Genomic DNA, 14,191 nt, shown 5'->3' on the forward strand with positions numbered 1-14,191 from the left:
TGATTATGGCAGTTGGGCGTTCGCTCCCAACTGCTTTTTTGCGTGCAACTTGAACCTATTTCTGAGCACCACCCACCTCCTTCACCAAATAAGTCATCGTATGCTGCTGACCAGCAATAAGGGAGAGCGTTCCTTCGGTAGAGAGGCGAATGAGCCACTCGGCAGCGACACGTATATTCACATTGCACTCGGCAGCGACATCGACAAGCCGAACTTTGCCATTACGCCGATTGGCGATCTGAAGGATAAATTGTTTCCGCAACTCCCACACGTCCGCTTCAAGCTCAGTGATGCTTGGGGGCTTTGCATGATATGTAGTGGTTTGTTCCAAAAGGAGAACATTATTTCTAACTTTCAGTTGCTCATGCTTCTCCACCTGCTCTACTCCAATTAACTTTGCCTGCAACCCTACTATTCGACGATGCTTCTCACGCATTCTGCGTAACCTTAGGCTGCTATTTTGCTCCATGTCCCGAATCCTCCTTTTTTACCAAAAGCAAAAAAAACACAAACGAACTGCAGATCAATCTGCAAGTTCGAGTGTGCTTCACTCAAGGTTTGGTATTATGTTCTATCTGGTTACTTTTAATTACATTTATTTACAGTATAGAGGGCACATTTCAAATATGCAACTGTTTTTTCTGGATCTTTCTACAAGTCAGGTATCCTATGTTACTCTTTCAATCTGGGTTCTATGTACCCACGGCAAAAAAGCCAGCACTTGTGGCACAAGTACTAGCTTTTTTATCAAAATTTACGCTTACTCGGTCCGTCCGTCGATTGGCTATCAGGCCACTCCTCTTGTGAGCGGCGAGTGCGGTAAAAGTACCAGCTATCGTTCAATAATCGAATTTGTCTGCGGTTTTTGTTCTGGAAGGCACGCATTAATTGATTACAAAGCCATTGTGGCATATGCCCATCCCCTTCTTCGCCATGTACTTATAGCATATGAAGAATGAGGGAAATGGGTGCAGGTCCCGATTGTTTAGAGATCAAATTCCTCTTCGTACCATTGCTCAAGCTGAGCTTGCAACGCACGAATTTCAGTCAACAAGGAGATCAACGGGTACGATTTCTCTTGGATACCAGCGAACGTTTTCTCCAAACCATTGATGTAGTCTAGACCTTGGATAAGCGTATACGTCGTACCGATCAATTCCAAATCGTCACACTCCGCAATAACACGTGGGAGCTGGGGCACATGGTCAGCGGTTAACTTGTCTAATTCTTTGTGTAGACGTTGGTTCAAAGCCGTTAATTGATAGGAATAGGAGGAAGGCATTTCGACGAACTCTAGCTGTTGGTCAAGCTTCAAAATCGCATAGCGCATTTGTGGCATGAGGTGTTCAAATCCTTTCTGTATAGAGCATTCGATCTTCTTTTCTACTTGACAGTATAGCCGTACATACGGTACAAATTCAAGTAAGAACTTGTCTTTTGAAGTATTTATGTGTTGGTATTCAAAGTATTTAAGGCTTGTCATGAGTCCTGTTCCTGACTTGTCATTGGGAGTGTTCGTTATGGAAGATCGTGAGCTGCAGCAATGGATCGAGCAGATTTCAATGGAATCGTTCGGCAGGCCCTTCGTTCATCAGGCACGTTTTAACCGAAGATTACGATCGACGGGTGGGCGTTATTTTATGAAATCACATGATATTGAGATCAGTTGGAGTCAGTGGGAGACCTATGGGCGGGATGAAATCGAGAAGATCATCAAGCATGAGCTTTGCCATTATCATTTACATATTTTGAAGCGAGGCTATCAGCATCGGGATCAGGATTTCAAAACTTTGCTAGCCCAAGTCGGAGGTACCCGATATTGCCAATCCTTACCGCGCCCCCGGGCGAAACAGCCCTATAAATATAGGTTAGAGTGTGTGAATTGCAAGACAGAGTATTTTCGCAAACGTAAAATGGATGTCCGTAAATTTGCTTGTGGAAATTGTAGAGGGAAATTGAAATCGTACACACTTGACTTAACAGCGCCTTCATAATAAAATAATACTTGTTCATTCCCTGATAGCTCAGTTGGTAGAGCACTCGACTGTTAATCGAGTTGTCACAGGTTCGAGTCCTGTTCGGGGAGCCATATGGAGAGATACCCAAGTGGCTATAAGGGGATCCTCTGCTAAGGGATTAGACTGCGTAAGCGGTGCGAGGGTTCGAATCCCTCTCTCTCCGTCACGAAATAAGTTCAATGGCATTCATGCTGTTGGGCTTATTTTTGTTCATATCAAACTCAACCTATTCTAACAATTTTCTAATAAGTGTTAAATGTTTGTCCTCTATAGTGGAAAAAAAGCTTCACGATGGAGGATTCTGCTATTGATTCCTTCCCTTTTATATTTAGGTACGAGTGTGTATCTATTGCAGCTAAACAAATCGAATACGGATGCGCTGAGCTCCTCCTTGTATGAGACGACGGAGAAGAGTACCTCTTTCATTTTGAATGCTGATCGTGATATGTACCAAGCTTTAACGGCCTATCAATTGTTGGTATCTGGCACTTTGACTGCGGAGGAGAAGACAAGCCAGTTGAAGGTGTTGAAGGATAACATTGATCAAACGAATACAAGAGTCGGAGAGGCAATTGCGATTTTAAAAAGTAAAGAATTGTTGCAAACCGCACATACCGAGTCAAAGGTGACGATTGAGCAAAGCGCAGCGAGCTTCCAAGCGTCCTTCGATCAGTGGAGCAAAGAGGCAAATGCTGTTGTTCAAGCAGGGAATGTTGGTAAAGGGGTATTAAATGAAACGAAGTTGGCCGCTACCTTTGAAAAGGGACGCGAGGGTCTGAATGTTATTGGAGAAATTCTAGACGCCTATGCCACCCAAAGTATCAGTGATATTAAGCAGCAAAATAGTAAAACGGCACAAGGCGTCTATGCAGGTGTGGGAATCATCATTGTCCTTCTGTTTGGAGCTGGCGGATGGGTGATTAAGAAAATTATACTTATGGTTCGCAGAATTTTGACGATTACAGGCAAGGTTGCTGCTGGAGATTTGCGTCATGAGCCCCAGGCAACCTACTCGCAGGATGAATTGGGACAGATTTCAGAATCGGTTGATTATATGGTTGCGAAAATGAAGGGCTTAATCGGCACGATCGCGCACAATACGCAATTCGTGCATGATGCTTCGGTGGAGCTTTCGGATAGCTCCAAAGAGTCTGCCCATGCTGCTGAGCATGTGGCTTCGAATATTCAAGAAATGACCCAGGAAGTCGAAATACAGGCAAGAAGCAGTGAAGAGACCAGCCGAGCGATTGAGGAAATGGCGATTGGGATTCAACGCGTTGCTGAGAATTCAAGTGTAATGGCGGATCATTCATCCTTAACCTCTCAGCATGCAACACTCGGGGTTGCTCTCGAAGCTGCAGCATCAAATTGTAAATATGTTGAGCTCAGTCGAGCAGTTGTCGATGACGGTACAATCGCTAACTCGGAAGTCGGATGAGATAGGACAGATTGCATCTAGCATTACGAGCTTTGCGAATCAGACCAATCTCTTGTCGTTGAATGCTTCCATTGAGGCAGCTAGAGCTGGGGAGCATGGCAAAGGGTTTAATGTCGTTGCACAAGAAATCCGCAAACTGGCCTCACAATCCATCGAATCTGCTGACGGGATCAATCAGTTAATTTATGAGACGCGAGTCGAGATTGAGAGCGTATCACAATCAATGAACGCGACGAAGCAGGAAGCGAGCACGGGCTCGCAAATGATGCAGGAAGTGAATCAGAGCTTTGAGACGATCATGCAATCTGTGACGCATATTGTCACGCAGATTCACGAGACCTCGGCCATCACACAGCAAATGTCGGCTAGCTCGGAAGAAATCTCGGCGACCATGGATCAGTCAGCTTCAAGTTCGTCACAGATTCTCGTGCGATCTCAGACCGTAGCAGCAGCAACAGAAGAGCAGCTTGCCATGATGCAGAATATCACTGCTGCGTCGGAACAGTTGAAGTCTGTCGTGGATACTTTGAACGAATCTGTGTCTTATTTTAAAATTAAATAAGTGTGGAGCAGGGGGTTCTCATGGTTTTTGTAGCGAGGGCATGGGGACTCCTAACTTGTCTGTTATAACTGGCTGTATTTCCAAGAATTAGGCTTGTCAAAGAGGTAAGAATCCTTTATAATAACAGTTGTCGTCCTTAACGGGCTGAAATGTTCAATTGACTTTTGTTATGGCCCGTTGGTCAAGTGGTTAAGACACCTCCCTTTCACGGAGGTAACAGGGGTTCGAGTCCCCTACGGGTCATTGTTTTATTCTCTCATGCGGTCGTGGTGGAACGGCAGACACACCATCTTGAGGGGGTGGCGCTCACAAGGCGTGGGGGTTCAAATCCCCCCGACCGCATCCCAGGTTTATAAGAAAGAACCCTTGGTTATCAAGGGTTCTTTTGTTTTATACAGAGAGTGCATCGGCGTTGGGTTGTTCTTTGGCGTAGTTAGGTATTGGTCTTCTTCAACTTATTTCCCAACTTTTCTCAAATGGTGGAATAATGGCACATGTCATGGTTATTTGGTGATATTCATCCCTTTGTCTGGACCGTATACTAAGGTTGCACCAATGTCCACTTGCGGGAGGACCTTTGGTTTACCTTACTATTAGAGGAGAGAGACAAAGATGGATCCCTTATCTATGCGTGGCATTATTACGGTTTTGAACGCCCCTTTTACCATACAGAACGAGCTTGACGAAGTATCACTGCGGCGCAATGTCAGATTAGCTATGGAAGCAGGAGTCGTGGGCTTTCTTGTACCAGGTCTAGCTGCGGAACTGTATAAGCTTACGCCGGAAGAAAGGCTTCGTATGACCCGTACTGTCGTCGAAGAAGCTGGTGGACGTGTTCCTGTCATCGGAGGAGTGACAGCTGCTTCATCTGTAGAAAGGCTGCATTTTGCCGAGCAATTTATTAAACTGGGTTGTACCGGTATTCTGGCAAATATTCCGTATCAGGATGAGAATCAATATGAGCGGGATGTGTGGGAGATGGCAAGTGTTAAGCCAGGTTTTCTGATGCTGCAAGATTGGGACCCATCCGGATTCGGTGTGCCTGTGCCGCTCATCGCCAAGTTGTTCCGTGAAATTGAGGTTTTCCGCAGCTATAAAATCGAGGTCCTTCCTGCTGGCGTAAAGTATAGTCAGGTCCTTGAAGCGACCGGCGGCGGTCTGCATGTGGCTGGAGGATGGGCGGTGACACAGTTTATAGAAGGCTTGGACCGTGGCATTCATGCTTTCATGCCCACAGGCATGCATGAACTGTATACCGCAATATACAGATTGTACAGTGAAGGGAACAGAGCGCAGGCTGTACAGCTTTTTTATCGGTTATTGCCTGTATTGGCGTTTGCGAACCAGCATCTGGATGTGTCGATTCACTTTTTCAAACGACTCTTATATATGCAAGGCATTTATAGTACCCCTCTTGTTAGAGAGCCAATTTTACCGTTCGACCCTTACCATGAGCGTGTTGCGGATGAACTCATTACTTATGTCAAGCAGTTGACAAACGAGCTAGACTCTTTCTATAATTTTAATTAACATAATGATTAAGAAAATAGATGAGGGTGAATAAAATATCGGAACCAACAAAATGATTTACCTGCAGCAAGTGAAACAGCACAATCTTTCAGTCATTTTAAAGGATATATGGAAGCACAATCAGATTTCGCGGATAGAGCTGGTGGAGAGCACAGGATTAACCTCGGGGACTTTAACAAACCTCACCCATGAACTCATTGAAGCGAAGGTCATTCGCGAATATCAGTCGGTGTCGGGGACAGGGTCAGTCGGGCGTAAACGGGTATTGCTTGCCTTCGATCCGCATTTCTACCGAATCATTGGTTTGGATATTGGTCGAACCTCTTATGAACTCGTTCTGACTGATCTCACTGGTACCAAATTACAATCGAAGAACGGCAATATCGATGCGGCATTGGGCCCGGAAGGGTTCATGGCCATCATCGGGCCTCAACTGGAATTACTCAAGAGTGAAGTCTTAGCTGACGGGAAAAAAATATTAGGTTTGGGCGTTGGCATCCCTGGACCGATCGATTACGCGAGAGGAAGTCTGATTCATCCTCCCAATTTCGAGGGGTGGGACGGTTATCCTTTACAGCAAGTGCTCGAAAGCCGCTATGGCATACCGACGATCATCGAGGATGATGCACGAACATCTGCGCTTGCCGAAGGCTGGTACGGGTTCGGGAGAAACGGCATGAACCTTGTTAGTATTACCATGGGGATCGGCATCGGGGGTGGTGTCATTTCTGGAGGCGGGATTGTACGCGGTGCGAATGGCTTGTATGGGCAGGTCGGACATATGACCATTGAACCGAACGGCATCCGCTGCGAATGCGGTAATAAAGGCTGTTGGGAAACGGTGGGATCGATCCCAGGCATTCTTCGCCGCTGGGGGGGCAGCGATATGGATGCGTTCATGCGCGATGTCCGCGATAACAAAGCGGATGCTTGTGCATGTATAGAAGCGACTCTGCAGTATTTAGAGACTGCGCTTGTGAATATCTTTAATATGTACGATCCAGAAGTGATCATCCTAGGCGGTCGATTATATCCGTATCTGAACCCCTATTTGGCACTGATCCAAGATCGGATGAGGAACCGGATTTACGCCTTCGCCAAAGAGCGCGTATTATTGCGGCCATCAACGTTTGGCTCATCGCAAAGCGCGATGGGGGGGACAGCTGCTGTGTTTGAGGCCTTGATTTCAAGGCCTGTGGAAATTCTTGGCTACGTGAAATGAAGGTTTAAAATAAAGGTTTCACAAGGACGGCATAGCCGTTTATTTTGAAATGGACATTACGCATGAGGCGGAGTACAAGACATTGGAATGACGTTAGTCAAATATTTCCTGACTAAATCGGCGAAATCGTGCGAAAAAACATGAATAGTTGGATTTTACACAACTAAATGACCATTTTTCGCTGATGACGTCCGTTTGGGGCGATTTAGTTCGGCAAAATCGGAATAATGAAGGATTATAGCCGCCGATAGTGAAAATAGATCGGCAAAATCGGACTAATGGAGGTGGCGGCTGGAAACCCTCGGTCCGATATTTCCGAACAGGACTACGTATCCCTACTGTCCTTTGTTTTACAGTGAATTTTCAGCAAGGACGGCATAGCCGTTTATTTTGACTAATTATTTTAATCATTAAGAAATTATTAGGGAGGCCAACTATGAGTCAAATACTTGATCAACTGATTGTGAAATACCCTGAGCTGGAGACCTGTCTACTCGATATCCAGCGAGCAGTGGAGCTCATAAGCGATTGTTATCGCGGAGGCGGAAAAGTGCTGGTCTGCGGCAATGGCGGAAGCGCTTCAGATAGCGAGCACATTGTTGGAGAACTCATGAAAGGCTTCATGTCTAAAAGGCCGATATCGTCTCAAATTCGGGAACAATTGGAGAAGTGTTATCCCGGTGAAGGACATTTTCTTGCTGACCATCTGCAAGGGGCTCTGCCTGCCATATCGCTGGTCAGTCATACGGCACTTGCGACCGCATTTTCCAATGATGTGAGCGCCGAAACGGTATTCGCACAGCAGGTTTACGGTTACGGAGTGAAGGGAGATGTTCTACTCGGCCTAAGTACGTCCGGGAATTCTGCTAACGTCGTGCGTGCTATTCAGGTTGCGAAAGTCCAAGGCTTGACGGCAATCGGCTTAACTGGTCAAAGCGGCGGCAGGATGAATGAACTGTGTGACGTGACCATTCGTGTGCCGTCAGATCGCACACCGGACATTCAGGAACGGCATTTACCGATCTACCATGCCATTTGCATGTTGCTGGAGGAGGAATTTTTTCAATGATGAGCTACTTGGCCGGAGTCGATATTGGAGGGACGAAATGCGCGCTCAGCTTAGGAAGAGCGAACGGGGAACAGATTGAGATTGTCGAAAAAGTTAAATTCGCAACGCCGTCAACACCCGAAGCGACAATTGCTGCTTTTATCTCGGCCTTGGACGAAGTCCTGCTGAAGCATAGCATTCATAAATTAACAGCGATCGGCATCAGCTGCGGAGGACCGCTGAATAGCAGGGCAGGACTCGTACTGTCGCCGCCCAATTTGCCAGGTTGGGACTCGATCGACATTGTAAGTCCATTTCGTGAGCGATACGGTGTGCCAATAGGTCTGCAGAATGATGCCAACGCTTGCGCATTGGCCGAATGGAAGTGGGGCGCGGGGCAGGGTACCAGCAATATGGTGTTTCTTACATTTGGCACAGGCATGGGGGCTGGCCTTATTCTTAACGGCAAATTGTATGCCGGAACGAATGATATGGGCGGAGAGGTCGGCAACATCCGACTGGAGCCGGACGGGCCAGTCGGCTACGGCAAGGCAGGCTCTTTTGAGGGTTTTTGCAGCGGAGGCGGGATTGCGCAATTGGCGAAGTCGATGGCACTGCAAAGCCTGCGCGAGGGAGGTAAGCCGACGTTCTGCCCCACGGAGGCGGATGTGAACGGCGTAACTGCGCAGACAGTAGGCGAAGCTGCACAGCATGGTGATCCGCTGGCGCTCGACGTGTATCGCGTCGTCGGCAAACAACTCGGACGCGGCCTGGCCGTGCTTGTCGATCTGCTCAATCCAGCGTGCATCGTAATCGGCAGTATATTCGCTCGCCAACAGTCGATACTTGAGCCGATTTTACTTGCGGAGCTGCGGCGAGAGGCGATTCCACTCTCCCTGTCTGTCTGCCGCATCGTTCCGGCTGGACTCGGCGAGCAGGTAGGTGATTACGCGAGTTTATCGGTGGCGTTATATACGTTGCAGAATGAATAAAGATAGGGGATAGACAAGGATGACAATAAAAGCTGTATTATTCGATTTTGATGGCACACTGTCTACATTGCGAGCTGGATGGGAAGAAGTTATGGTTCCTTTTATGAAGGAAAGCATTGTTGGGAACCAGCAGTTAACGGAGGAGGAGAATGTCCGAATGGACAGGGAGATCGCTGATTATATTGATCAATCGACTGGTATTCAAACGGTGTTCCAAATGCGCTGGTTGAAAGAAAAGACGACGGCAGAAGGTTGGAATCCTGAGGTGCTGGACGAATGGGCTTACAAGGCGGAGTATAACCGCAGGCTGCTTCTTTCCGTACATGAGCGAATCAATCGCATGGCGTCAGGTGAGCTTAGACAAGAGGATTATTTAATGAAGGGCTCGCTCGCATTTCTGCAGCTTCTTCAAGATCGTGGCGTGGAGATGTATGTGGCAAGCGGGACAGACCATCCGGATGTCGTTAGGGAAGCGCAAGTATTAGGCGTCTCCTCCTTCTTTCGAGAAATATGGGGGGCTCCAGTAGGTAAGGCGGAATGCTCTAAGGAGAAAGTGATGATGGACCTGATTGAGAATAAAAAACTGTCAGGACACGAATTTGCTGTTGTTGGAGACGGGAAAGTCGAAATTCGCTTAGCGAAAGAAATCGGAAGCTTGGCTGTTGGGCTTGCAAGCGATGAAACCGTTCGTGAAGGCGTGAATCCGTTGAAGGAGAAAAGGCTGCTGGTGGCCGGAGCGGATGTTATTGTCGGCGATTTTACAAATATTGATCAATGGATCACATGGCTTGGCCTCTAGACGATGAAAGCGAAGAATAAGATTAGGGAGGCGAACAATGGAGGAACAACGCATATCTTTCGCAGATGTGAAAACGAATTCTGTCTATAACCGAACAAATCTTGTAACCATTAAGAATATGGCCGATCCTTTTGCGGACCCATTGCCTGATTGGCAGATTTCAAAGCGTATGCAGGAGCAGTTCGATGCGTTGATCGAAAGCATCGTATTGGCAAGGGCTGCCGGTCGGCCAGTTATTTGGTCGATGGGCGCACATGTGATTAAGAACGGTTTGTCGCGTTATATCATTGAAATGGTGCGGGCCGGAATTCTGACCCATGTATCCGGCAACGGAGCGACGAGTATTCATGACTTCGAGCTCGCATTCCTAGGGGAAACATCGGAGGATGTGGCGCGCTCGATAGAGGATGGCTCGTTCGGCATGTGGGAAGAAACGGGACGTTATATGAATGAAGCGATTCAGCAAGGCGCGTCTTTAGGACTTGGCTACGGAGAGAGTCTATACCGGTATTTGGCACGGCAACCGGAACAATTCCCTTATTTCGACGATTGCTTATTTGCGCAGTGCCAGGTTCTAGGCGTTCCTTATACCTGCCATATTTCAATCGGTACGGACATTATTCATCAACATCCGATCGTCGATTTTGAGGCGTTAGGACGAACAAGCGGAATCGATTTTCATAACATGTGCGAATCTGTTGCAGGTTTGGAACATGGCGGCATATTTCTTAATTTCGGCTCGGCAATTTCAGGTCCAGAAATATTTTTGAAGGCATTGAGCATTTGTCGCAACGCGGGACTGGACATGGTGGACATTACAGCAGCGAACTTCGACATTTTGCCGGTCTACGCTGATATCCAGCCAACGGAAGAGGAGTCGGAATACTATTACCGGCCACGGCGTAATTTTATGGACAGATTGGGACAAATCGGAGGGGCGGGCTACTTGTTTAACGGGCTTCATCAAATGACCATACCGCATTTGTTTCATAGCATTATGAAACGGAAGCAAGAGCTGGGCATTTCGTTTCCTCCAATTATGCGCAACCGTGCTGCGAAATTAATGCCTGAACGGCTCAAGCTGCACAACATACAACATCGGGTAAACCGCCTGCGGATCGAAGATTTGCCTGCACTTGATAGCAATTCTTATGAGGCATGCCAGACTGTCCCCGATGAAGTAGAGTTCCATGATTTTATCGGACGCTGGACAGAAGCGCGAGCTAAGAAGTCCGGGGTCCTTGTTTCCTTGGGCGGCAACGTGATTGGCAGCGGTGTGAATCGCTATTTGATCGATCTGTTGGAGAATGGTTGGATCACTCATCTTGCTGTGAATGGCGCATGCGCATTCCAAGATTTTGAATTGGCGGCTTTCGGCGGAACCGAAGAAGCCGATGATGGAGAATTGGCTGCAGGTCGTTTCGGCATGTGGCGGGAGCCAGGTGAGTACCTGCATGAAGCGCTACGGCTTGGCTATGCGCAAGGCTTAGGTTATGGTCGCAGCTTGATAGCGTATGTGCAGTTGCATCCGGAAAGGTTCCCTTATTTGGAAGCAAGTTTATTGGGAGCCTGTATGAGGCTCGATATACCCTATACCGTTCATATTACGATAGGCACAGATGCAGTGCAGCAGCATCCAACTGCTAATTTTTCCATTCAAGGCAAGGCCAGCGGCTTGGATTTTCAAAGCTATACGTATGCCGTATCGCAATTGGAGGACGGTGTGTTCGCTAATTTCGGCTCGACGGTTACTGGTCCGGAGGTCTTCCTCAAAGCGCTATCGATTTCGCGAAATTTGGGTTATCCACTAGAGAAAATCACAACGGCAAACTTCGATATCGTGAAGCTTGGCGACTACCACCGCAAGGTCGGGTACGAGGACTGGGACTACTATTACCGTCCGCGCAAAAACATTATTCACAGGCCAACTAGTCTGGGGGGCAAAGGATTTCATTTTGAGGGCTTGCATCAAGCGATGATCCCGGCGATTTGGTCAAAGCTCGCAGCCAAATAACCTCGCATACAAGGAGTTGACAGACATGGAGTTACATTATTTAGGGATTGAACGGTACACTGGATTGACCAGCAGTGGTGCGGAGCGCATTTTGGAGCACATTCCTCGCCTGAAGGCGGGCGTGATCGGCGATGGATGTCTGGATATCTACTGGCATGCAGATATGACCAAAAGCGAACTTTCACGGGAAACGCCGCATTACCCGCTGCCGATTGTGAAAGAAATTTTTTCGCCTGGGGCGGCTGGAAATGTGGCGGCAAATGTAAAGGCCCTTGGCTGCAGCGAGGTGTATTTCTGCTCTGTATTCGGAAATGATTGGCGGGGAAGCCTGCTCAGGGACACTTTCCAGCGACTCGGAATTGATGACCGATACTCGCTTTATGTAGACGAATGGCTGACACCGGCCTATTGCAAACCGATTCGGCATGGCATGCAGGGGGCGTCCCAAGAGGATCCTCGGCTTGATTTCAATAATCATCGGCCTCTCTCGGATGTGCTAGTTAGCCAGTTGGTGGTGCGTTTGGATCAGATGGCAGAAGTTGTCGACATTATAGCGGTAACAGATCAATTGCATTTTGGCGTCGTAGGTGAAGCTGTGCGAGAGCGGCTCGCCTATTGGGCGGAGCAGGGGAAAATCATTGTGCTGGACAGCCGCGATCGGATCGGAGCGTTCAAGGGCATCATTGCCAAGCCGAATGAAATCGAAGCGCTTCGCTGGGCGGAGCCGAGTCTAGATCCATACGACGGTAGTTGGAGTCACTGGCTGTCTGCTGCACGGAAGCTATCCGAGCACACTGGGGCTCCATGCTGTCTAACTTTGGGAGATAAGGGATCGCTCTGGGTTGAGAAGGGCCGTGCTTATTGGACAAATGCACGTAAGACAGAGCCCCCGCTCGATATCGTCGGGGCTGGTGATTGCTTCGCATCCGCGTTATTGTGCGCACTCGGGGTCGGCTCAAATGGCATGGAAGCCATGGCTTTCGCACATGCTGCCGCTGCAGTTGTCGTCCGCAAGATTGGGATGACCGGGACAGCGACGCCGCTTGAAATATTAGAAAGTGTGAGGTTGGATCCAGCATGAGACTATATGGGGAAAAATGGACGAGGCGGGAACTTGAAGCAAGGGTTGGCCGTATTGAGCAAGTCGGCGGGATTCGCAGATTTCAGCTTTCGGAAGGAACAGAAGCTGGCACAGAGCAGATTCAAGTAAGGACAGGGGCTGGCTTATGCTACTATGTGTCCGCTTCGCGAGGGCTGGATATATCGCTAGCGGAGTATGCAGGGGTTCCGCTGAGTTGGCAATCGCCCAACGGTGATGTCCACCCCGCCTATTTCGATGCGCGCGGTGTAGAGTGGCTGCGAACGGCAGCAGGCGGACTGCTTATGACCTGCGGGTTAACGCAGGTGGGATCTCCTTGTGAAGATGAGGGGGAAGCTTGCGGCCAGCACGGTCGTATTCACCATCTTCCGGCGCGGCAAGTGTCGGCGGAGGGCAACTGGCATGGTGATGACTATGAGATGCGGATTCGCGGAGTCGTCGAGGAGAGTTCGATATTCGGACATCAGTTATGTTTAACGCGTGAAATCTGTAGCCGTTTGGGTGACAATCGAATTGTGATCCGCGATCGTGTGGAGAATCGGGGATTTAAGCCTAGCCCGCACATGATGCTGTATCATTTTAATTTCGGTTTTCCCCTGATGGATGAGCATACGACGATTTCATTCCCTAACGGGCAGGTGCGAGCCCGAGAGTCAGAACTGCCACTGGAAGGGTATGATACGTTTCAGGAGCCAGGTGTAAATTACCGGGAGCGCGTTTATTATCATACGCCAGATATGGCGGGGAGACAGGACGGTAAGGCATCCGTTGTCATTCGCAATCCTAACTTCCCGTTAAACGCTGGTAATCCCGGAATTGAGGTGGCTCTTACCTGGTCAGCCGACACATTGCCCCGTCTCGTTCAGTGGAAGATGCCAGGTGCAGGTACTTACGTGCTAGGCATTGAACCCGCTAACTGCTGGGTGGAAGGACGTGCAGCGGAGCGAGAGAGAGGTTCCCTCGTCACACTTGAGCCTGGGGAATCGGTAAGATATGAATTGGCGTTAGAAATACGAGGAATTTAAAGTGCATAAGTGTATTGAAACTGGGAAGAGTTTCTACTAAACGGTCTATAACCCGCTCCATAAAGGAGCTTGGGAATAGACCGTTTTTCATTCTAGATGTGAATACGCCAAAATGACTCAACCGATGAGGTCAAATGAATCTAGTAGAAATATGAACCATGAGGTGGAGATATGGAACATACCTATGGAGGCACTTTCTACAACGAGGAACGGCATTTTGTATCATAGCGGAGAAATGAATCAAGGCTTAAATAGTGGAAAAACGGTACTTTAAACGCCGATTTGGATATTCAAATGCTCAAAACTGCTGTGCTATGATCCTCGTGTAAAAAACAAACCAATCACATAGGGGGATTCAGTCTATGGAATCAAACTAGGGAATTGTGGAGATTCTCTGATTCAGATGTAAACGTTTACAGGTTCAGAACACTATGAAAGGGCGTG

The 14,191-nt window shown here is 48.2% G+C and carries 14 protein-coding genes and 4 tRNA genes; 15 read left to right on the top strand and 3 right to left on the bottom strand.

All coding sequences use genetic code 11. The features are described 5' to 3' along the window. Window positions 1-55 precede the first annotated feature (55 nt). The 3 genes from J2736_RS16895 to J2736_RS16905 all read right to left on the bottom strand — a co-directional run bounded on the left by J2736_RS16895 (window position 56) and on the right by J2736_RS16905 (window position 1,339). Complete coding sequence (locus tag J2736_RS16895; RefSeq protein WP_310499768.1) at window positions 56-469, bottom strand: hypothetical protein; 414 nt, start codon at window positions 467-469, stop codon at window positions 56-58. 278 nt (window positions 470-747) lie between these two features. Continuing rightward, window positions 748-912, bottom strand: coding sequence for a cortex morphogenetic protein CmpA (gene cmpA / locus J2736_RS16900; RefSeq protein WP_141692697.1), 165 nt, complete (start codon window positions 910-912; stop codon window positions 748-750). A gap of 73 nt (window positions 913-985) precedes the next feature. Beyond that, entirely contained in the window at window positions 986-1,339 is a 354-nt protein-coding gene (locus J2736_RS16905) for a hydrolase/acyltransferase (protein WP_310499769.1), read from the bottom strand. 181 nt (window positions 1,340-1,520) lie between these two features. Here J2736_RS16905 and J2736_RS16910 point away from each other — a divergent pair, with 181 nt between their 5' ends. The 15 genes from J2736_RS16910 to J2736_RS16980 all read left to right on the top strand — a co-directional run bounded on the left by J2736_RS16910 (window position 1,521) and on the right by J2736_RS16980 (window position 13,747). Beyond that, window positions 1,521-1,994 carry a SprT family protein gene (locus tag J2736_RS16910; protein WP_310499770.1) on the top strand — a complete coding sequence of 158 codons (474 nt, stop codon included), beginning with the start codon at window positions 1,521-1,523 and terminating at the stop codon, window positions 1,992-1,994. 19 nt (window positions 1,995-2,013) lie between these two features. Further along, window positions 2,014-2,089 (top strand) — tRNA-Asn (locus J2736_RS16915). Window positions 2,090-2,092: 3 nt separating this feature from the next. Then, a tRNA-Ser gene (locus J2736_RS16920) sits at window positions 2,093-2,181 on the top strand. 144 nt (window positions 2,182-2,325) lie between these two features. Continuing rightward, a complete protein-coding gene (locus J2736_RS16925) occupies window positions 2,326-3,456 on the top strand; it encodes a methyl-accepting chemotaxis protein (protein WP_310499771.1) in 1,131 nt (376 codons plus the stop codon). Beyond that, window positions 3,395-4,018: a methyl-accepting chemotaxis protein gene (locus tag J2736_RS16930; protein WP_310499772.1), complete on the top strand. Its 624-nt coding sequence runs from the start codon at window positions 3,395-3,397 to the stop codon at window positions 4,016-4,018. Before J2736_RS16925 ends, J2736_RS16930 begins: the two co-directional genes overlap by 62 nt. 171 nt (window positions 4,019-4,189) lie before the next feature. Then, window positions 4,190-4,261, top strand: a tRNA-Glu gene (locus tag J2736_RS16935). A 17-nt stretch (window positions 4,262-4,278) separates the two neighbouring features. Then, a tRNA-Leu gene (locus J2736_RS16940) sits at window positions 4,279-4,360 on the top strand. Window positions 4,361-4,630: 270 nt separating this feature from the next. Next, window positions 4,631-5,548 (top strand): dihydrodipicolinate synthase family protein, encoded by a 918-nt coding sequence (locus J2736_RS16945; protein WP_310499773.1) that lies wholly within the window; start codon window positions 4,631-4,633, stop codon window positions 5,546-5,548. Window positions 5,549-5,600: 52 nt separating this feature from the next. Further along, window positions 5,601-6,770 (top strand): ROK family protein, encoded by a 1,170-nt coding sequence (locus J2736_RS16950; protein WP_310499774.1) that lies wholly within the window; start codon window positions 5,601-5,603, stop codon window positions 6,768-6,770. Between the two features lie 436 nt (window positions 6,771-7,206). Next, entirely contained in the window at window positions 7,207-7,839 is a 633-nt protein-coding gene (locus J2736_RS16955; RefSeq protein ID WP_310499775.1) for a D-sedoheptulose-7-phosphate isomerase, read from the top strand. Beyond that, complete coding sequence (locus tag J2736_RS16960; RefSeq protein WP_310499776.1) at window positions 7,836-8,810, top strand: ROK family protein; 975 nt, start codon at window positions 7,836-7,838, stop codon at window positions 8,808-8,810. The genes J2736_RS16955 and J2736_RS16960 overlap by 4 nt, the downstream gene beginning before the upstream one ends. A 19-nt stretch (window positions 8,811-8,829) precedes the next feature. Then, window positions 8,830-9,609 carry an HAD family hydrolase gene (locus J2736_RS16965; RefSeq protein WP_310499777.1) on the top strand — a complete coding sequence of 260 codons (780 nt, stop codon included), beginning with the start codon at window positions 8,830-8,832 and terminating at the stop codon, window positions 9,607-9,609. A gap of 37 nt (window positions 9,610-9,646) precedes the next feature. Further along, window positions 9,647-11,623: a GSU2086 family protein gene (locus J2736_RS16970; protein WP_310499778.1), complete on the top strand. Its 1,977-nt coding sequence runs from the start codon at window positions 9,647-9,649 to the stop codon at window positions 11,621-11,623. 25 nt (window positions 11,624-11,648) lie between these two features. Further along, on the top strand, window positions 11,649-12,704 hold the full coding sequence (locus J2736_RS16975; RefSeq protein WP_310499779.1) for a bifunctional heptose 7-phosphate kinase/heptose 1-phosphate adenyltransferase: 1,056 nt from the start codon (window positions 11,649-11,651) through the stop codon (window positions 12,702-12,704). Beyond that, window positions 12,701-13,747 (top strand): aldose 1-epimerase family protein, encoded by a 1,047-nt coding sequence (locus J2736_RS16980; RefSeq protein WP_310499780.1) that lies wholly within the window; start codon window positions 12,701-12,703, stop codon window positions 13,745-13,747. The genes J2736_RS16975 and J2736_RS16980 overlap by 4 nt, the downstream gene beginning before the upstream one ends. Window positions 13,748-14,191: the final 444 nt, after the last annotated feature.

This window comes from Paenibacillus qinlingensis, from assembly GCF_031455095.1.
GTDB classification, from domain to species: Bacteria; Bacillota; Bacilli; order Paenibacillales; family NBRC-103111; genus Paenibacillus_E; species Paenibacillus_E qinlingensis_A.

What these genes read in the sequence shown, in the direction of transcription:
- J2736_RS16965 (WP_310499777.1), top strand. Translation starts at nt 8,830, where the DNA reads ATGACAATAAAAGCTGTATTATTCGATTTTGATGGCACACTGTCTACA.
- J2736_RS16980 (WP_310499780.1), top strand. Translation starts at nt 12,701, where the DNA reads ATGAGACTATATGGGGAAAAATGGACGAGGCGGGAACTTGAAGCAAGG.
- J2736_RS16930 (WP_310499772.1), top strand. Translation starts at nt 3,395, where the DNA reads ATGTTGAGCTCAGTCGAGCAGTTGTCGATGACGGTACAATCGCTAACT.
- J2736_RS16910 (WP_310499770.1), top strand. Translation starts at nt 1,521, where the DNA reads ATGGAAGATCGTGAGCTGCAGCAATGGATCGAGCAGATTTCAATGGAA.
- J2736_RS16945 (WP_310499773.1), top strand. Translation starts at nt 4,631, where the DNA reads ATGGATCCCTTATCTATGCGTGGCATTATTACGGTTTTGAACGCCCCT.
- J2736_RS16975 (WP_310499779.1), top strand. Translation starts at nt 11,649, where the DNA reads ATGGAGTTACATTATTTAGGGATTGAACGGTACACTGGATTGACCAGC.
- J2736_RS16895 (WP_310499768.1), bottom strand. Translation starts at nt 469, where the DNA reads ATGGAGCAAAATAGCAGCCTAAGGTTACGCAGAATGCGTGAGAAGCAT.
- J2736_RS16905 (WP_310499769.1), bottom strand. Translation starts at nt 1,339, where the DNA reads ATGCCACAAATGCGCTATGCGATTTTGAAGCTTGACCAACAGCTAGAG.
- J2736_RS16970 (WP_310499778.1), top strand. Translation starts at nt 9,647, where the DNA reads ATGGAGGAACAACGCATATCTTTCGCAGATGTGAAAACGAATTCTGTC.
- J2736_RS16950 (WP_310499774.1), top strand. Translation starts at nt 5,601, where the DNA reads ATGATTTACCTGCAGCAAGTGAAACAGCACAATCTTTCAGTCATTTTA.
- J2736_RS16960 (WP_310499776.1), top strand. Translation starts at nt 7,836, where the DNA reads ATGATGAGCTACTTGGCCGGAGTCGATATTGGAGGGACGAAATGCGCG.
- J2736_RS16955 (WP_310499775.1), top strand. Translation starts at nt 7,207, where the DNA reads ATGAGTCAAATACTTGATCAACTGATTGTGAAATACCCTGAGCTGGAG.
- cmpA (WP_141692697.1), bottom strand. Translation starts at nt 912, where the DNA reads ATGCCACAATGGCTTTGTAATCAATTAATGCGTGCCTTCCAGAACAAA.